Here is a 17,651-nt window from a genome sequence, read left to right as displayed (position 1 = left end):
TCTAGGGCACGACCTGCACCCCTTGATCACAGGTTCTCCACGAACGTGCCGTCACGGGCGGACCTGTACGGTCGTGCCGTGAGTACGACCCCCGGCCCCGCCCCCGCCCCCGAGCTCTTCACCTGGGAGTTCGCGAGCGATCCGTATCCCGCCTACGCCTGGCTGCGGGAGCACGCGCCCGTGCACCGGACGACGCTGCCCAGCGGCGTCGAGGCATGGCTCGTGACCCGGTACGCCGACGCCCGGCAGGCCCTCGCCGACCAGAGGCTCTCCAAGAACCCGGCGCACCACGACGAGTCCCCGCACGCCAAGGGCAAGACGGGCATTCCGGGCGAGCGCAAGGCCGAGTTGATGACCCACCTGCTCAACATCGACCCGCCCGACCACACCCGGCTGCGGCGGCTCGTGTCGAAGGCATTCACCCCGCGCCGGGTCGCCGAGTTCGCCCCCCGCGTCCAGGAGTTGACCGACCGGCTCATCGACTCCTTCGCGGAGCGGGGGAGCGCCGACCTCATCCACGAGTTCGCCTTCCCGCTGCCCATCTACGCGATCTGCGACCTGCTCGGCGTGCCCCCGGAGGACCAGGACGACTTCCGGGACTGGGCCGGGATGATGATCCGCCACGGCGGCGGGCCGCGCGGCGGGGTCGCGCGCTCGGTCAAGAAGATGCGCGGCTATCTCGCCGAGCTGATCCACCGCAAGCGCGGGGAGCCCGGCGAGGACCTCATCTCGGGGCTCATCAGGGCGTCCGACCACGGCGAGCACCTCACCGAGAACGAGGCCGCCGCCATGGCCTTCATCATCCTCTTCGCCGGCTTCGAGACGACCGTCAACCTCATCGGCAACGGCGTCTACCAGCTGCTGCGGCACCCCGGGGAGCGCGAGCGGCTCCAGACGTCGATCGCGGCGGGGGAGCGGGGGCTGCTGGAGACCGGCGTCGAGGAACTGCTGCGCTTCGACGGGCCGGTGGAGATGGCGACCTGGCGCTACGCGACGCGGGCGCTGGCCATCGGCGGGCAGGAGATCCCGGCGGGGGACCCGGTCCTCGTCGTGCTGGCCGCAGCGAACCGGGACCCGGAGCGGTTCGCAGGCCCGGACGTGCTGGACCTCGACCGGCGCGACAACCAGCACCTGGGGTACGGGCACGGCATCCACTACTGCCTGGGCGCGCCCCTCGCGCGGCTGGAGGGGCAGGCCGCGCTCGCGACGCTGCTGACGCGCCTGCCGGATCTGCGACTTGCCGTCGATCCGGACGAACTGCGGTGGCGCGGCGGGCTCATCATGCGGGGATTGCGCACGCTTCCGGTCGAATTCTCCCCGTCCGCCCCCCGGTAGGGAAGTGACGTCGCGTCAGAAATGTGATCTTCACGTGATCGGGGGTCCATCGACTTGTGACGAGCGTTCGAATACCGCTACGTTTCCCGGCAGTCTCAGCCGTCACGCGAAAGGCGCTCCTATGCGTTCCGGGAACGGACGACACCGTCGCCCCCGTCAGGCCCCCGCCATCGTCGTCGCCGCCGGTGTCACCGGTTCCGCCATGGCGTTGCCGCTGCTCGCCACGGGCTCCGCCTCCGCGGCCGACGCCGCGACCTGGGACCGGGTCGCCGAGTGCGAGTCCGGTGGCCAGTGGAGTGCCAACTTCGGCAACGGGATGTACGGCGGGCTCCAGTTCACCCAGGACAGCTGGGAGCGGAACGGCGGCCTGGCGTACGCCCCCAGCCCCGACCTCGCCAGCCGCGCCCAGCAGATCGCGGTGGCCGAGAAGGCCCTTGCCAAGGGCAGCACCGAATGGGCGACCTGCGCGCCGATCGCCGGCCTGACCAACGACGGCAAGGCCACCGGGGTGGACCCGGGCCCGACCGCCGTCCCGACGGCCCCCACCGGCCCCGTCGCCGAGTCGAACCGGACCGACGGCGCCCCGTCGGCCTCCACCGGCTCCTTCCGGCACGCACAGACGCCGAAGACCGCCACGGCCACGCCCACCACGCCCGCCGTGCCGGAGGACCCCGACGCCTCGCTCCCGCCGACCGCCCCCGTCACCCCCGGTGTGCCGGTCACGCCCGGCACCCCCACGACGCCCGGCACGCCCACGACGCCGGTCACGCCCGACACATCCGTTACGCCCGGTACGCCCGTTTCTCCCGGAACGGAGGAGGGTGACGCGTCGTCGGCCGCGCCCGGATCCGGGAAGCACCGGGGCGACGCCGCTCCGGAGGAAACCGACAAGCCGGGCAATTCCGCGGAATCCGGCAAGCATGCCTCGCCCAAGGACGAGTTGGCGGATACCTCTACGTCCAGACCCGCGGCCGATGCGGCGAAGAATTCGGGCGCAAAGGACAGTGCGGACAGTTCGGACGCGTACACCGTGCAGCCCGGCGACAGTCTGTCCGACATCGCGCAGTCGAACGAACTGCCCGGAGGCTGGACGGCCCTCTATGACGCCAACCGCCAGACGGTGGGCGCCGATCCGGACCTGATCCTGCCTGGTCAGAGCCTCGAACTGACGGCGGATCCGGTCACGGCCGAAGGTTAGTTCGGGACTGTATGTCCGGTTCTGGGCAAGTGAGACATGGGTCTCTTCGCCCCAACTGGCGTGTCCTGCCCGTGACCTTTGCCTCCGTCACCTCTCACCTGCATAAACGCCCCCCACCGGAGGGCGAGTAGGGGCGAAATTTCCGCAATGCGCCTCTTTGAACTTCCGGTGGGTCTGTGTCTACGGTCTTAACCGCTCGCCACCGCGGGCCCCGTCGACCGAAACGCCGAATCCTGCCGTCGGTCGATGGGAACAGTCGTCGCGTCAGCGCCGAAGGCAGGAGCGGGGGACCCAAGGTAAGTGCCGGGCCCGGCCGTCCAGACGGACGGCCGACGACCGGCTTGGGGTGAAGTCGCGTGCAAGGACACGCGGCCGGGCAACTCATTGGCCCGAACCCGACAGCTCACCTCGCAGGCGTCGGTGAGGAGAATCTCCATGCTGTTTTCCGGCAAGGGCAAACACCGTCGTCCCTCCAAGGCCACCCAGGTCGCCACGCTCGTCGGCGTCACCGGTGTCGCCGTCGCCGCCCCGCTGATGACCGCGGGCACCGCCTCGGCCGCCACGGGCGCCGAGTGGGACCGGGTCGCGCAGTGCGAGTCCGGCGGCAACTGGGCCATCAACACGGGCAACGGCTACTACGGCGGCCTGCAGTTCTCGTCGTCGACGTGGGCCGCGTACGGCGGCACCGCCTACGCCCCCAACGCCCACCAGGCGTCCAAGTCGCAGCAGATCACCGTCGCGGAGAAGGTCCTCGCCGGCCAGGGCAAGGGTGCCTGGCCGAGCTGTGGTGTGGGTCTCTCCCGCACCACCTACACCGGTGGCACCACGGCCCCCGCCCCCGAGCGCAAGGCCACGCAGCCGACCACCCGCAGCGAGCAGCGCCAGGCCCCGAAGAAGGCCACGGCCGCGCAGGCCCCGCGCAAGGCCGTCGCCGCCAAGACCGTCGTCACCCCGGCCGGCAAGACGGTCAAGCAGGGCGACGGCGAGTACCGGGTCAAGCCCGGCGACACCCTCGGCACCATCGCCCGGGACCACGGCGTCCAGGGCGGCTGGGCCAAGCTCTTCGACCTGAACAAGGACGTCGTCGAGGACGCCGACCTGATCTACGTGGGCCAGCAGCTCCACCTGAAGTGAGCCAGGCGACCCTCCCGCGGTGACCACCCCGGCCCGGCGTGCCCTCCCCCGTGCACGCCGGGCCGGGGTTTCGCCGTGTCAGGGGAGGGGCGTTCGGGACACGGAGGCGGTTACCGTCCAGTAGATCTGGGGTCCTTCGTCCCGTAATACCTGCCCTTGGGTCCTTTTTCGTCCCAGGGTGCGGGCGCCCGGCGGGCGGGAGCCCCCGAGCCGGTTAGGCTCTTGTCGCAAGGCCAAGCGACCCTGCACCGACCTTGCGTCACATCCAGCGTCACATCCCAGAAGGAGATGCTCGTGCCGTCCATCGACGTCGTCGTAGCCCGGGAAATCCTGGACTCCCGAGGCAACCCCACGGTCGAGGTCGAGGTCGGCCTCGACGACGGCAGCACCGGTCGTGCTGCCGTTCCGTCCGGTGCCTCCACCGGTGCCTTCGAGGCCATCGAGCTCCGCGACGGTGACCCCAACCGTTACCAGGGCAAGGGTGTCGAGAAGGCCGTCCTCGCCGTCATCGAGCAGATCGGCCCGGAGCTCGTCGGCTACGACGCCACCGAGCAGCGCCTGATCGACCAGGCCATGTTCGACCTGGACGCCACGGAGAACAAGGGATCGCTCGGCGCCAACGCCATCCTCGGCGTCTCCCTCGCCGTCGCGCACGCCGCCTCCGAGGCCAGCGACCTGCCGCTCTTCCGCTACCTCGGCGGCCCGAACGCGCACCTGCTGCCCGTCCCGATGATGAACATCCTCAACGGTGGGTCGCACGCCGACTCCAACGTGGACATCCAGGAGTTCATGATCGCCCCGATCGGCGCGGAGTCCTTCTCCGAGGCCCTTCGCTGGGGTGCGGAGATCTACCACACCCTCAAGGCCGTCCTGAAGCGCAAGGGCCTCTCCACCGGCCTCGGCGACGAGGGCGGCTTCGCCCCGAACCTGGAGTCGAACCGCGCCGCCCTGGACCTCATCATCGAGGCCATCAAGGAGGCCGGCTACGCCCCGGGCACCGACGTCGCGCTCGCGCTCGACGTCGCCGCGTCCGAGTTCTACAAGGACGGCGTGTACGAGTTCGAGGGCAAGTCCCGCTCGGCCGCCGAGATGACCGAGTACTACGAGGAGCTCGTCTCCGCGTACCCGATGGTCTCCATCGAGGACCCGCTGTACGAGGACGACTGGGCGGGCTGGAAGGTCCTCACCGACAAGCTGGGCGCCAAGGTCCAGATCGTCGGCGACGACCTCTTCGTCACCAACCCCGAGCGCCTCGCCCGCGGCATCGAGGAGGGCACCGCCAACGCCCTCCTGGTCAAGGTCAACCAGATCGGCTCGCTGACCGAGACCCTGGACGCCGTCGAGCTGGCCCAGCGCAACGGCTTCAAGTGCATGATGTCCCACCGCTCCGGCGAGACCGAGGACGTCACCATCGCCGACCTCGCGGTCGCGGTGAACTGCGGTCAGATCAAGACCGGCGCCCCGGCCCGCTCGGACCGCGTCGCCAAGTACAACCAGCTGCTGCGCATCGAGGAGATCCTCGACGACGCCGCGGTCTACGCCGGCCGCAGCGCCTTCCCGCGCTTCAAGGGCTGACCGGCGTCACCCCCGGCAGTTCCGTACGTCCCCGCACTCGGTCCCGTACCGTGTGCGGGGACGTCCGCGTGAACAGGGGAGGCGACACGACATGGCCGCGAAGGACCGGGACCGGTTCTCCACCGCGACCCGGATCAGACTGCTCGGCGAGCAGACCGCCGCCCGTGTCTACCGCTCCCAGACCCGCCGCCAGGCCCGCCGCTCCCGGCTCACCGGCCGCGCGGCCTTCCTCGCCCTCGTCGTCTGCTCCCTCGTCGTGGCCCTCGCCTATCCCATGCGGAGCTACGTCTCCCAGCAGGGCGAGATCGCCGAACAGGAGCGCAGGGCCGCCGAGGCCGCCCGGCGGGTGGAGGAGCTGAGGGACGAGAAGGCCCGCCTCCAGGACCCGGCCTACGTCCGCCGCCTCGCCCGCGAGCACCTGCACTACGTGCTGCCCGGCGAGACCGGCTTCACCGTGGACGACCCCGACGCGGAGCAGCGGCCCCGCGCCGACCAGGGGGCGGCCGACCGCCCCTGGTACGACAACCTCTGGGACGGCGTCGACCACGCCGACCGCCCCTGACCAGGCCTCTTGGTGGCCGACCCGACACACGAACAAGGCAGACATGGAAACGCCCCCTCCGCAGACCGAACGCACCGAGCCCACCGAGACGGACATCGCCGCCTTCGAGCTCCAGCTCGGCCGGCCGCCCCGCGGCCTGCGCGCCATCGCGCACCGCTGCCCGTGCGGCAACCCGGACGTCGTCGAGACGGCGCCGCGGCTCCCCGACGGCACCCCCTTCCCGACCACGTACTACCTCACCTGCCCCCGGGCGGCCTCGGCCATCGGCACCCTGGAGGCCAACGGGGTCATGAAGGAGATGCAGGCCCGGCTCGCCACCGACCCGGAGCTCGCCGCCGCCTACCGGGCGGCGCACGAGGACTACATCGCCCGCCGCGACGCCATCGAGGTCCTGGAGGGCTTCCCGAGCGCCGGCGGCATGCCGGACCGGGTCAAGTGCCTGCACGTCCTGGTCGGCCACTCGCTGGCCGCCGGCCCGGGCGTGAACCCGTTCGGCGACGAGGCCCTCGCGATGCTGCCCGAGTGGTGGGCCAAGGGCGCCTGCGTCACGCCGTGCGCCGACCGCGGGACCGACGCGGACGAGGGGCGGGACGCGTGACCAGGGTCGCCGGAATCGACTGCGGTACGAACTCCATCCGCCTCCTCGTCGCCGACGTCCACCCCGAGACGGGCGACCTCGTCGAGCTGGACCGGCGCATGACGATCGTCCGGCTCGGCCAGGGCGTCGACGAGACGGGCCGGCTGGCCCCGGAGGCACTGGAGCGCACCTTCGCGGCCTGCCGCGCGTACGCCGAGGTGATCCGTGAGCTGGGCGCCGAGCGCGTCCGCTTCGTCGCCACCTCCGCCTCCCGGGACGCCGAGAACCGCGCGGACTTCGTGAAGGGGGTCGTGGAGATCCTGGGCGTCGAGCCCGAGGTGATCACCGGCGACCAGGAGGCGGAGTTCTCCTTCACCGGCGCCACCGGCGAGCTGCACGGCACCGAGACCTACCTCGTCGTGGACATCGGCGGCGGCTCCACCGAGTTCGTCACCGGCAACCGGCACGTCGAGGCCGCCCGCTCGGTCGACATCGGCTGCGTCCGGCTCACCGAGCGGCACGTCCGCCACGACCCGCCGACCGCCGAGGAGGCCGAGGCGATCCGCGCCGACGTGCGGGCCGCGCTCGACCTGGCCGCCGAGACCGTGCCGATCACCTCGGCCGGCACCCTCGTCGGGCTCGCCGGCTCCGTCACCACCGTCGCCGCGATCGCCCTCGGGCTGGACGCCTACGACTCCACGAAGATCCACCACGCCCGGATCTCCGCCGGGCAGATCGCCGACGTCACCGACCGGCTGCTCGCCTCCACGCACGCGGAGCGGGCCGCGATCCCCGTCATCCACCCCGGCCGGGTCGACGTGATCATCGCCGGGGCGCTCGTCCTGCGGGAGATCGTCGAGCGGGTCGGAGCCCACGAGGTCGTCGTCAGCGAGCACGACATCCTCGATGGGATCGCCCTATCCGTGGCATAGCGGGCATCTATCGAGCCGTCCCGCGACATCCCGTCGGGAAAGTTCGTGAAGTTCTTCACAAGGAAAAGGGCCCTGGCGGCGCCCGAGGAGGGTCTTTAGGCCCTTCGAGGGGGTCCCCAGGGCCCTTTCGCAGGTGCGGGGGCCGATTCGCTCGAAGTTTCCATCGTGTGAACGCCCCCCTCGGTTCAGCGTTAACGGGGGCTCTCCAGGCCAGTTCACGGGGGGTGAACAACGTTCACCAGTGCACCCCGGTTCCTTTGCAGGACCATGACGTGGATCACGTGGGCGGCGGAGTGTAGCAGAGGTGCCCCCGGACCTTGTGAAGGGGCGCACGAGCACCCCCCTCCGGAGGGGTGGATACTCGATCCCATGAGCACCACGGAGCGTCCCAGGATCCTCGTAGTAGGCGGCGGGTACGTAGGCCTGTACGCAGCTCGGCGCATCCTCAAGAAGATGCGCTACGCGGAAGCGACCGTCACGGTCGTGGACCCGCGGTCGTACATGACCTACCAGCCCTTCCTCCCCGAAGCCGCCGCCGGCAGCATCTCGCCGCGTCACGTCGTCGTCCCGTTGCGACGCGTCGTCCGCGGAGCCGAGGTGCTCACCGGCCGGGTCACCACCATCGACCAGGACCGCAAGGTCGCCACGATCGCGCCGCTCGTCGGCGAGGCGTACGACCTGCCGTTCGACTACCTGGTCATCGCCATGGGCGCGGTCTCCCGCACCTTCCCGATCCCCGGCCTCGCCGAGCAGGGCATCGGCATGAAGGGCATCGAGGAGGCCATCGGCCTGCGCAACCACGTCCTCGAGCAGCTCGACAAGGCCGACTCGACCACCGACGAGGAGGTCCGCCGCAAGGCGCTGACCTTCGTCTTCGTGGGCGGCGGCTTCGCCGGCGCGGAGACCATCGGCGAGGTCGAGGACCTGGCCCGCGACGCCGCGAAGTACTACCAGAACGTGTCGCGCGAGGACATGCGCTTCGTCCTGGTCGACGCGGCCGACAAGATCCTCCCCGAGGTGGGCCCGAAGCTCGGCCAGTACGGCAAGGAGCACCTCGAGGGCCGCGGCATCGAGATCTACCTCGAGACCTCGATGGACTCCTGCGTCGACGGCCACGTCGTGCTGAAGAACGGCCTCGAGGTCGACTCCAACACGATCGTGTGGACCGCCGGCGTGAAGCCGAACCCGGCGCTCTCCCGCTTCGGTCTGCCGCTCGGCCCCCGCGGCCACGTGGACTGCAACGAGAAGCTCCAGATCAACGGCCTCGACTACGCCTGGGCCGCGGGCGACAACGCCCAGGTCCCGGACATGGTCGGCCGCCGTGCGGGCAACCCGAACGCCTGGTGCCCGCCGAACGCCCAGCACGCCCTGCGCCAGGCCAAGGTCCTCGGCGACAACGTGGTGGCCGGCATGCGCGGCTTCCCGCAGAAGGAGTACAGCCACGCCAACAAGGGCGCCGTGGCCGGACTCGGTCTGCACAAGGGCGTCGCGATGATCGTCATGGGCAAGGTGAAGATCAAGCTCAAGGGCCGTCTCGCCTGGTACATGCACCGTGGCTACCACGGCATGGCGATGCCGACCTGGAACCGCAAGATCCGCGTCTTCGCCGACTGGACCCTCGCGATGTTCCTCAAGCGCGAGGTCGTCTCCCTGGGCGCCATGGAGACCCCCCGCGAGGAGTTCTACGAGGCCGCCAAGCCCGCCCCCGCCCCGGCCGCCCCGGCGCAGGAGAAGGCCAAGGCCTCGTAACACCCGCAGTACAAGCAGTACACGCAGTACACGCAAGGCCGTAAAAGGGCCGTCCGCCATCCGTGGTGCGGACGGCCCTTCGCGTGTTTTGCCGACTCGTTGTGTTGTGGTGGGACTGCAAACGCCTACGGACGGTGTTCCCTTGGTGACGAGCATTTCTGGGGCACGAGATCACGGAGGTGTGCACCATGGCCGACGCCGCGTCGCGGCTGACGACCCTCGCCGAGGAACTGCTGGGAGGACCGCTCCCGGTCCGCGTGCGAGCCTGGGACGGCAGTGAGGCCGGCCCCGCCGGCGGTCCCGTCCTGGTCGTCCGCGACCGCCGCGCCCTGCGGAGGATGATCTGGCGGCCCGGCGAACTCGGCCTGGCCCGCGCCTGGGTGGCCGGCGAGATCGACGTCGAGGGCGACCTGTACGACGCCCTGGACCGGCTCTCGGGCCACCTCTGGGAGCGCGGCGAGGAGAGCCGCAGCCTGCTGGACTCCGCGCGCGACCCGCGGCTGCGCGCCGCCGCCCGCGCCCTGCTGCGGCTCGCCGGCCCGCTGCCGCCGCCGAAGCCGCCGGCCGAGGAGATCCGCGGCCGCAGCGGCAGCCGGCACACCCGGCGCCGCGACCGGCAGGCCATCAGCCACCACTACGACGTGGGCAACGACTTCTACGAGCTGGTCCTCGGCCCCTCCATGGTCTACTCCTGCGCCTACTGGACCGAGGGCGGGACGCTGGAGGACGCCCAGCGCGACAAGCTGGACCTCATCGCCCGCAAGCTGAACCTCCGGGAGGGCGACCGGCTCCTCGACGTCGGCTGCGGCTGGGGCTCCATGGCCCTGCACGCCGCCCGCGAGTACGGCGCCAGGGTCGTCGGCGTCACCCTCTCCCGCGAGCAGGCCGCCTACGCCCGCAAGCGGGTCGCCGAGGAGGGGCTCACCGACCGGGTCGAGATCCGCGTCCAGGACTACCGGGACGTCACCGACGGCCCGTACGACGCCGTCTCCTCCATCGGCATGGCCGAGCACGTCGGCGAGGTGCGCTACCGGGAGTACGCCGACACGCTGTACGGGCTCCTCAGACCCGGCGGACGGCTCCTCAACCACCAGATCTCCCGCCGCCCCGAACCCGACGAGGCGGCCTACGAGATCGACCCGTTCATCGACGCGTACGTCTTCCCCGACGGCGAACTCGCCCCGATGGGCCGCACCCTGTCCACCCTGGAGGACGCCGGCTTCGAGGTCCGGGACGTCGAGGCCATCCGCGAGCACTACGCGCTCACCCTGCGCCGCTGGGTGGCCAACCTGGAGCGCGACTGGGACCGGGCGGTCCGGCTCGCCTCGCCCGGCCGGGCGCGGATCTGGCGGCTCTACATGGCCGCCTCGGCCGTCTCCTTCGAGCGCAACCGGATCGGCGTGAACCAGTTCCTCGCCGTGCGGACCGGGGAGTCGGGGCAGAGCGGCACCGCCCTGCGCCCGCGCGTCTGGAACGAGAAGACGGACTGAGACGACGGCGAAGGGCCGGCCTCCCCTCGGGGGAGACCGGCCCTTCGCGTGCCCGCGGCTACTCGGCCTTGATGGCGGCGAGCATGTTCAGCCTGGCCGCGCTGCGCGCCGGCCACAGCGAGGCGAGGACGCCGACCAGGGCCGCCAGGGCCAGGAAGAGCCCGATCCGGTCCCAGGGCAGGACCAGGACGTAGCCCGGCAGGCTGCTCTTGAACGTCTCGCCGATCGCCCAGCCGAGGAACGAGCCGAGGCCGATGCCGACGACCGCGCCGAACACCGAGATGACCACGGCCTCCAGACGGACCATCCGCTTCACCCGGCGCCGGTCGAGGCCGATCGCCCGCAGCATGCCGATCTCCTGCTGGCGTTCGAAGACGGACATCGCGAGGGTGTTGACGACACCGAGGACGGCGATGATCAGGGCCATGCCGAGCAGGCCGTACATGATGTTGAGCATCATGTTGATCGGGCCGCCGAACGAGTCGCGGATGTCCTTGTGGTCCATCACCGTGATCGCCGGGTTGTCGCCCATGGCCTTCGACAGGGCCTGCTCGTGGGCCGTGCTCGCGCCGCCCTCCGTCGAGACGAAGATCTGGCGGATCTCGGCCTGCTCCTCGTGCGCGGTGACCAGCCGGTGGTCGGCCAGGACCGGCGAGACGAACTCGTTGGCCTCGTAGACCGCGCCGACGGTCAGCTTGCCCTTCTGCTTGTCCAGGTACTCGACCGGGACGGAGTCGCCGACCTTCAGGCCGCGCTTGGCGGCCACGTCGTCGTCGATGGCGATCGTGTTCCCGCCGAGGGAGTTCAGCGAACCCTTCACGACGTCCAGCTTGAGGACCTTGCCGATGTCGCGGGGGGAGACGCCGGAGACCGAGACGTAACTGCCCTTCAGGTCGAACGCACCGGCCTGCTGCGGAGAGACCGCGGTGACGCCGGGGGCCTTCTCCAGGGCGGCCAGCGCCTCCGGGCTCAGCGAGTTGCCGCTGGCCATGGAGACCATGTAGTCGGCCTTGATCTGGTCGGTCGTCACCTTGTCGAGGGCCGCGCCGACGGTCGCGCCGAGCACCGAGAGGCCGGTGACGAGGGTCAGACCGATGGCGAGCGCGGAGGCGGTGGCGCCGGTGCGGCGCGGGTTGCGGACCGCGTTGAGGCCGGCGAGCTTGCCGGAGACCCCGAAGAGGTTCACGAAGACCGGGCGGATCACGGCGATGACCGGGCGGGACAGGAACGGGATCAGCACGATCACGCCGATGAGGGTGAGGAACGCGCCGCCCGCGATGAGCAGACGGCCGTCGTCGCCGCCCTTGCCCGCGCCGAGCACGATCAGCACGACGCCGATCGCGGTGAACAGGGCGCCGATGGAGTTCCGGACGACGAGCGACTTGGTGGTCGCGGCCGCGTGGACGCTGCTCATGGCGGCGACCGGCGGGATCTTCGCGGCACGGCGGCCGGGCAGCCAGGCGGCGAACATGGTGATCAGGACGCCGACGGCGAAGGCGCTGACGGCCGGGGTGGCGCCGAGGACCAGGGAGCCGTCCGGGACCTTCATGTCGAAGGCGCTCATGGCCGAGCGGAGCGCCACGGCCAGACCCACGCCGAGGGCGTAGCCGACGGCGGAGGCGACCAGGCCGACCAGCCCGGCCTCGGCGAGGACGGAGCGGGTGATCTGCTTGCGCGAGGCTCCGACCGCGCGCATCAGGGCCAGTTCCTTGGTGCGCTGGGCGACCAGCATGGTGAAGGTGTTGGAGATCAGGAAGACGCCGACGAAGAGGGCGATGCCCGCGAAGCCCAGGAGGACCTGGTTGAGCGCGCCGAGGCCGGCCTCGATGTCCTTGGCCTGCTGGTCGGCGAGGGCCTTGCCGGTCTGCGCGGTGGCCGACTTCGGGACGACCTTCAGGACCTCGTCGAGGAGCTTGGCGTCGTCGGCGTCGGGGGCGCCGGTGACGGTCAGGTTCTGGTAGAAGCCGGGCTTCAGGTAGAGCTTCTGGGCGACGGAGGACTCGAAGACGACCAGGCTGCCGCCCGCGTTGACGGCGCCGTCCTCGGTGGTGAAGACGCCGGAGAGGCGGTACTCCTTCACCGGGCCGTTGGTGGCGACGCGGACGGTGTCGCCGACCTTGTAGCCGCCCTTGTCGGCGGTCTCCTTGTCGAGCGCGACCTGGCCGGCGTCGGCCGGTCCGGCGCCCGCGGTGAAGTCGTAGGCGCGGTCCTTGCCGTCCTTGCCGGGGGCGAAGTTGGCGCCCTTGTTGGACCAGCCGCTGCCGATCAGCTTGCCGTTCCGGTCGGGCACGCCGGCGAAGCCGTCGACGCGGGGGGTGACGGAGGCGACGCCGTCGAGCTTCGCGACCGCGTCGACGTCCCGCTGGGAGAGGCCGGGCGCCTTCCGGGCCTCCTCGGGGTTCGGGTACATCTCGACGGAGACGGCGACGTCGTCGTAGCTCTTCGCCGACTGGTTGCGGAAGGCCTGGGAGAGGGTGTCGGTGAAGACGAGGGTGCCGGAGACGAAGGCCACGCCGAGCATCACGGCGAGGACGGTCATCAGCAGCCGCGCCTTGTGCGCGAGGACGTTGCGCAGGGCGGTACGGAACATGGGTGTGTCCTGGAGGAAGGGGAGGGAGGGCGACGGGCGGGGGTGCGGCGGTGCCGCCGCCTCAGCTCGTGCGGCCCTTGGCGTCGAACGCCTTCATCCGGTCGAGGACGCCGTCCGCCGTGGGGCGGAGCATCTCGTCGACGATCCGGCCGTCCGCGAGGAAGATCACGCGGTCCGCGTAGGCGGCGGCCATCGCGTCGTGGGTGACCATGACGACGGTCTGGCCGAGCTCGCGGACCGAGTTGCGCAGGAAGCCGAGGACCTCGGCGCCGGAGCGGGAGTCCAGGTTTCCGGTCGGCTCGTCACCGAAGATGATCTCGGGGCGGGAGGCGAGGGCGCGGGCCACGGCCACGCGCTGCTGCTGGCCGCCGGAGAGCTCGCCGGGCCGGTGGCCGAGCCGGGCCGAGAGGCCGAGCATGTCGATGACCTGCTGGACCCACTGCTTGTCGGGCTTGCGGCCGGCGATGTCCATGGGGAGCGTGATGTTCTCCAGGGCGGTCAGGGTCGGCAGCAGGTTGAACGCCTGGAAGATGAAGCCGATCTTGTCCCGGCGCAGCTGCGTGAGCTGCTTGTCCTTCAGGGTGGACAGCTCGGTGTCGCCGATGCGCACCGAGCCGGAGGAGAAGGAGTCCAGGCCGGCGACGCAGTGCATCAGCGTCGACTTGCCGGAGCCGGAGGGACCCATGATCGCGGTGAACTCGCCCTGCCGGAAGTCGACGGTGACCTGGTCGAGCGCGACCACCTGGGTCTCGCCCTGTCCGTACACCTTGGAGAGGTCCGTGGCGCGGGCGGCCACCGCGGTGGCGCGGGACACGGTGGGGGTGGTGGTCACGAGGAGGACTCCTGTCACTGCGGGGCTGCTGCGGGAACTCCTCCATCGTCTCGGCCGTTCCGGCCGTGGGCGTCCGTCCACGTGCCCGTTCCCGGGGCCCTCTCGAGTCTGACCGGAGGCCCGTTCCGTCCTCCTGAGGTATGACGGCGGACCCTGGAGGGCCGCTCGCGCGGGACCCTCCGCGGAGGTGACAGAAGTGCGACGACTTTTCGTCATTCCAGGGGGTGCCGCTTTGCGCCTGCGACCCCCGTCACAGTTCGGTGAAAACGCCCCCACCTGCACTGACGTACCCTCAGACGTCAATAAAATAAGACAACATCGGGCTGATGTTCCGCTGAACGAGGGAAGCGCCCCGACTAGGCTCCTGTGCCAACGCGGAGCTTCGCGTGTACGCCCGGATGGTGGAACGCAGACACGGCGAGCTTAAACCTCGCTGGCCTTCGGGCCGTACCGGTTCGAGTCCGGTTCCGGGCACCACCGGGCCCAGGCGGGTGCCTGTGGCCCGGCGGAGCCTCCGACAGGCCGGCCGTGGCCGACGGCATCGGCTGCCGGCGGAAAAAGATCCTCCCCGAGCACTAGGGAGTTTCTTTTGCCTACGCATTACTCTTGACGCAAGGCCGCGCCGTGCGGTCTGCCATGGAGGAGTGAGATGAGGAGCAGCAACCCGGTCTTCTCGCGACGGGGGTTCAGCCGCGACACCGGCTCGGCGGGTGTCCACGCGCAGCAGCCGCAGGCCGGGGGCCCCGCCGTCGGAACCAACCCGTACGCCACCGGCAACCCGTATGCCGAGGGTGCGACGAACCCCTACGCCACCAACCCGTACGCGCCGCAGGACGCCCAGCTCGGGGCTCCGCAGCAGACGCGCGGCAACGTGATGACGATCGACGACGTCGTGAGCCGCACGGCCATGACGCTCGGCACGGTCGTGCTCACCGCCGTCCTGTCCTGGCTGCTGCTGCCCGTCGACCCGGCGAACCTCGGCAAGTCGTACGGCATCGCGATCGGCGCCGCCCTGGTGGCGCTCGTGCTGTCGCTCGTGCAGTCCTTCAAGCGCAAGCCGTCGCCCGCGCTGATCCTGGGCTACGCCGCCTTCGAGGGCGTCTTCCTCGGCGTGATCTCCGCCGCCGTCTCGACGTACATCGCCGACGGCGTGGTCATCCAGGCGGTCCTGGGCACGATGGCGGTCTTCGCCGGCGTCCTCATCGCCTACAAGATGGGCTGGATCCGGGTCAACCGCCGGTTCTACGGCTTCGTGATGGCCGCCGCGATGGGCTTCATGCTGCTCATGGTGGCCAACCTGCTGTTCGCGGTCTTCGCGGGCGGCGACGGCCTGGGCTTCCGCAGCGGCGGCCTCGGCATCGTCTTCGGCATCGTCGGCATCATCCTCGGTGCCTGCTTCCTCGCCCTCGACTTCAAGCAGGTCGAGGACGGCGTGACCTACGGCGCGCCGCGCGAGGAGGCATGGCTGGCCGCCTTCGGTCTCACCATGACCCTGGTGTGGATCTACCTGGAGATGCTGCGTCTGCTGTCGATCCTGCAGGGCGACGACTGACGCCTCCCCGACTCGGGGGGAAGGGCCCGTCCGGCTTCGTGCCGGGCGGGCCCTTCCGCGTCCCGGGAGCGCGGCTCAGAGCAGTCTGCGCGCCGCCCGGCGCAGGTCGTACTCGTGCAGGATGGCCTTGGCGTGGCCGTACGCGAGGTCGTGGGCCCCGCGCAGCCAGCTCACCCGCTCCTCGAAACGGAGGAGGGAGGGGCCCTCCTCGACGGTGCGCATCCAGTCGGCGATCTCACGGCCGGTGCGGCGCGGGATGCGGGCCAGCATGTTGCGGTGGGTCTCCGCGGAGAATGTCTGGGACATCGGCGCCTCCGGACGCGTCGTACCGTGTCGCTCCTCGTGTTCTCCCCGTCACCGTGCCGAAGGGATCTCCCGTTGGCAAGGGGGCCGGGACGGCGCGTAGGGTCGCGGCGTGCGTGATACGAGTGAACTGACCGCCGCCGTCGAGCGCTTCGCCGACCGGCTGCGGACCGCCCCGCAGAGCCGGCTCCAGCGCGGCGCGGCCGCCGAGGGACTGGCCCTGGCCAGGGAACTCGCGGCGCGCGCCCAGCGCGCCGAGGAGCCCGGGCGGGCACCGCGGACCATGCCCGACGCGGGCGTCTTCACCGTCGCCGACCAGCTCCTCGTCGCCGGCAACGACCTGGCCGAGATCATGCGAACGGCCCCGGACGGCTCCCCTGCGGGGGAGCTCGGCGAGGCCGTGGGGCTGGTGCGGGAGGCGACGGAGCGCTCGGGGCTCTAGGGGCTGTCGTCACCATCCCCTCGTTGCCCGAAGGGCAGAGGGGATGGTGACGACAGCCCCTAGGGGCCGGTCGTCCCGGCCCCGGAGGGGTCACAGGGAGGCGATCACGCGGTCCGCGAGGATGTAGACGTTCTCCTCGTCGCCGTCGCCGTAGCTGAACGTCAGGGCGAAGGCGCCGGAGACGCCCGAGCCGCCGAGCAGGACCGGGGTCCGGCCGGAGCGCAGGGCCTCCGCGAGGAGCTCCGCGGTCTCCCGGTGGCCGGGGGTCATGCAGAGCGTGGTGCCGTCGGCGAAGACGTACACGTCCAGGGTGCCGAGCGGGCCGGGGCGCACGTCGGTGAGCGCCGTGCGGGTGTCGGCGAGCTCCTCCAGGCGGGCCACCGTCCGCTCGTGGTCGGTGACGACCGGCGTCTGGACCGGCACGAAGTCCGGGTGAGAGGGGTGCCGGCGTCGGGCCGCGGCCAGCTCCGCCGAGTCCTCGGGGTACTCGTCCAGCGCGTCGGGGCCGTCCAGCGCGGCGGCCTCGGCCTCCATGGCCTCCAGGGCCATCGCCTCCAGGCCGGCGAAGTCGGACTGGCGGGGCACGTAGTACGCGCCGTCGTCCGCCGGGCCGCCGAACCCGCCGAGCAGCGACGGGGCGTCGGCGGCGTCACGGGCCTCCTGCGCGGCCCAGAAGGCCCGCGCCTCGGCGAGCTCGCGCTCGCGCTCCTCGGCCAGCGCCTCCGCGACCGCGGCCCGTATCTCGGCGACGGGCGTGCGGGCGGCGGGCACCGTGACCCCACGGCCGGCGGCCAGCTCGCTCCGGAGGGCGGTGACCTCCTTGCGGAGACCGCGGACTGCGTGCAGGGCGGCAGCGCCCACGGCCGTGGCAGCGGCCGTGGTCAGCAGCAGGGCAAGAGGCATGGCGCTCACTGACGTACTCCCGATTCCGAGTCGATCCCCCGACTTCCTACATCAGCTTGTCCTGAGGTGGGGCGGCCTGTCAGTGCATTACGTCACGAATTGGACAGGTATTTCAGCCAGGTGTTTAGTCCCGAAACCACTCTGACCTGGGAAAACGAACTCCCCCGGGACGTAGGTCACATCCTGGGGGAGATTCGGTCACGGCTCGGACGCGGAGCGGTTAGCCACGGGGCCCCGGGAGAGGCGGAACGGCCCCGCCATGCCTCAACTCAGCCGCTCGTTCTTCCGGTCGCGCTGAGCTTCACCACCGCTGCGGGCAGGTGCCGCCCTCGTTCCTCGGGCGGCCCCTACCCTCCGCTCCGGTTCAGCTCAGCCGCTCGCTCTTCCGGTCGCGCTGAGCTTCACCACCGCTGCGGGCAGGTGCCGCCCTCGTTCCTCGGGCGGCCCCTACCCTCCGCTCCGGTTCAGCTCAGCCGC

General features: G+C 71.1%; 15 protein-coding genes, 1 tRNA gene and 1 riboswitch. Of the genes, 12 read left to right on the top strand and 4 right to left on the bottom strand.

Translation table 11 applies throughout. The features are described 5' to 3' along the window. Positions 1 to 78 precede the first annotated feature (78 nt). From ACZ60W_RS28825 to ACZ60W_RS28785, 9 genes are all read left to right on the top strand, one after another. On the top strand, positions 79 to 1,335 hold the full coding sequence (locus tag ACZ60W_RS28825; RefSeq protein WP_469758305.1) for a cytochrome P450 family protein: 1,257 nt from the start codon (positions 79 to 81) through the stop codon (positions 1,333 to 1,335). A 121-nt stretch (positions 1,336 to 1,456) separates the two neighbouring features. Further along, entirely contained in the window at positions 1,457 to 2,533 is a 1,077-nt protein-coding gene (locus tag ACZ60W_RS28820; RefSeq protein WP_469758304.1) for a transglycosylase family protein, read from the top strand. 258 nt (positions 2,534 to 2,791) lie between these two features. Then, positions 2,792 to 2,965, top strand: a riboswitch (cyclic di-AMP (ydaO/yuaA leader). A 3-nt stretch (positions 2,966 to 2,968) separates the two neighbouring features. After that, a complete protein-coding gene (locus ACZ60W_RS28815; RefSeq protein ID WP_469758303.1) occupies positions 2,969 to 3,667 on the top strand; it encodes a transglycosylase family protein in 699 nt (232 codons plus the stop codon). A gap of 288 nt (positions 3,668 to 3,955) precedes the next feature. Continuing rightward, positions 3,956 to 5,242 carry a phosphopyruvate hydratase gene (gene eno / locus ACZ60W_RS28810; protein WP_329853335.1) on the top strand — a complete coding sequence of 429 codons (1,287 nt, stop codon included), beginning with the start codon at positions 3,956 to 3,958 and terminating at the stop codon, positions 5,240 to 5,242. 91 nt (positions 5,243 to 5,333) lie between these two features. Next, positions 5,334 to 5,804, top strand: a complete 471-nt coding sequence (locus ACZ60W_RS28805) for an FtsB family cell division protein (protein ID WP_469758302.1) — start codon at positions 5,334 to 5,336, stop codon at positions 5,802 to 5,804. Between the two features lie 43 nt (positions 5,805 to 5,847). Further along, a complete protein-coding gene (locus tag ACZ60W_RS28800) occupies positions 5,848 to 6,402 on the top strand; it encodes a DUF501 domain-containing protein (RefSeq protein WP_469758301.1) in 555 nt (184 codons plus the stop codon). Next, positions 6,399 to 7,313, top strand: a complete 915-nt coding sequence (locus tag ACZ60W_RS28795; protein WP_469758300.1) for a Ppx/GppA phosphatase family protein — start codon at positions 6,399 to 6,401, stop codon at positions 7,311 to 7,313. The genes ACZ60W_RS28800 and ACZ60W_RS28795 overlap by 4 nt, the downstream gene beginning before the upstream one ends. Positions 7,314 to 7,682: 369 nt before the next feature. Next, positions 7,683 to 9,062 (top strand): NAD(P)/FAD-dependent oxidoreductase, encoded by a 1,380-nt coding sequence (locus ACZ60W_RS28790; RefSeq protein WP_469758299.1) that lies wholly within the window; start codon positions 7,683 to 7,685, stop codon positions 9,060 to 9,062. A gap of 188 nt (positions 9,063 to 9,250) precedes the next feature. After that, the gene (locus tag ACZ60W_RS28785; protein ID WP_469758298.1) at positions 9,251 to 10,552 is read left to right on the top strand and encodes a class I SAM-dependent methyltransferase; all 1,302 of its coding nucleotides are present in this window, start codon (positions 9,251 to 9,253) and stop codon (positions 10,550 to 10,552) included. A gap of 58 nt (positions 10,553 to 10,610) precedes the next feature. On the opposite strand, the gene ACZ60W_RS28780 is transcribed toward ACZ60W_RS28785, so the two are convergent. Continuing rightward, positions 10,611 to 13,142: an ABC transporter permease gene (locus ACZ60W_RS28780; RefSeq protein ID WP_469758297.1), complete on the bottom strand. Its 2,532-nt coding sequence runs from the start codon at positions 13,140 to 13,142 to the stop codon at positions 10,611 to 10,613. 61 nt (positions 13,143 to 13,203) lie between these two features. Continuing rightward, on the bottom strand, positions 13,204 to 13,974 hold the full coding sequence (locus tag ACZ60W_RS28775; protein WP_469758296.1) for an ABC transporter ATP-binding protein: 771 nt from the start codon (positions 13,972 to 13,974) through the stop codon (positions 13,204 to 13,206). A gap of 392 nt (positions 13,975 to 14,366) precedes the next feature. Between ACZ60W_RS28775 and ACZ60W_RS28770 the strand changes: the two genes are divergently transcribed. Further along, positions 14,367 to 14,451, top strand: a tRNA-Leu gene (locus tag ACZ60W_RS28770). A gap of 172 nt (positions 14,452 to 14,623) precedes the next feature. Then, entirely contained in the window at positions 14,624 to 15,526 is a 903-nt protein-coding gene (locus tag ACZ60W_RS28765; protein WP_469758295.1) for a Bax inhibitor-1/YccA family protein, read from the top strand. A gap of 75 nt (positions 15,527 to 15,601) precedes the next feature. On the opposite strand, the gene ACZ60W_RS28760 is transcribed toward ACZ60W_RS28765, so the two are convergent. Further along, complete coding sequence (locus tag ACZ60W_RS28760) at positions 15,602 to 15,832, bottom strand: DUF4287 domain-containing protein (RefSeq protein WP_366309132.1); 231 nt, start codon at positions 15,830 to 15,832, stop codon at positions 15,602 to 15,604. 109 nt (positions 15,833 to 15,941) lie between these two features. Here ACZ60W_RS28760 and ACZ60W_RS28755 point away from each other — a divergent pair, with 109 nt between their 5' ends. Further along, a complete protein-coding gene (locus ACZ60W_RS28755; RefSeq protein ID WP_469758294.1) occupies positions 15,942 to 16,271 on the top strand; it encodes a hypothetical protein in 330 nt (109 codons plus the stop codon). A 90-nt stretch (positions 16,272 to 16,361) separates the two neighbouring features. On the opposite strand, the gene ACZ60W_RS28750 is transcribed toward ACZ60W_RS28755, so the two are convergent. After that, positions 16,362 to 17,183, bottom strand: a complete 822-nt coding sequence (locus tag ACZ60W_RS28750) for a hypothetical protein (RefSeq protein ID WP_469758293.1) — start codon at positions 17,181 to 17,183, stop codon at positions 16,362 to 16,364. Positions 17,184 to 17,651: the final 468 nt, after the last annotated feature.

The sequence above is a fragment of the Streptomyces sp. NPDC104202 genome (assembly GCF_055584185.1).
The sequence above is the reverse complement of the archived record's forward strand: the minus strand, read 5'-3'. Positions and strand labels throughout refer to the sequence as shown.

What these genes read in the sequence shown, in the direction of transcription:
- ACZ60W_RS28800 (WP_469758301.1), top strand. Translation starts at nt 5,848, where the DNA reads ATGGAAACGCCCCCTCCGCAGACCGAACGCACCGAGCCCACCGAGACG.
- ACZ60W_RS28790 (WP_469758299.1), top strand. Translation starts at nt 7,683, where the DNA reads ATGAGCACCACGGAGCGTCCCAGGATCCTCGTAGTAGGCGGCGGGTAC.
- ACZ60W_RS28805 (WP_469758302.1), top strand. Translation starts at nt 5,334, where the DNA reads ATGGCCGCGAAGGACCGGGACCGGTTCTCCACCGCGACCCGGATCAGA.
- ACZ60W_RS28815 (WP_469758303.1), top strand. Translation starts at nt 2,969, where the DNA reads ATGCTGTTTTCCGGCAAGGGCAAACACCGTCGTCCCTCCAAGGCCACC.
- ACZ60W_RS28760 (WP_366309132.1), bottom strand. Translation starts at nt 15,832, where the DNA reads ATGTCCCAGACATTCTCCGCGGAGACCCACCGCAACATGCTGGCCCGC.
- ACZ60W_RS28780 (WP_469758297.1), bottom strand. Translation starts at nt 13,142, where the DNA reads ATGTTCCGTACCGCCCTGCGCAACGTCCTCGCGCACAAGGCGCGGCTG.
- ACZ60W_RS28765 (WP_469758295.1), top strand. Translation starts at nt 14,624, where the DNA reads ATGAGGAGCAGCAACCCGGTCTTCTCGCGACGGGGGTTCAGCCGCGAC.
- eno (WP_329853335.1), top strand. Translation starts at nt 3,956, where the DNA reads ATGCTCGTGCCGTCCATCGACGTCGTCGTAGCCCGGGAAATCCTGGAC.
- ACZ60W_RS28820 (WP_469758304.1), top strand. Translation starts at nt 1,457, where the DNA reads ATGCGTTCCGGGAACGGACGACACCGTCGCCCCCGTCAGGCCCCCGCC.
- ACZ60W_RS28785 (WP_469758298.1), top strand. Translation starts at nt 9,251, where the DNA reads ATGGCCGACGCCGCGTCGCGGCTGACGACCCTCGCCGAGGAACTGCTG.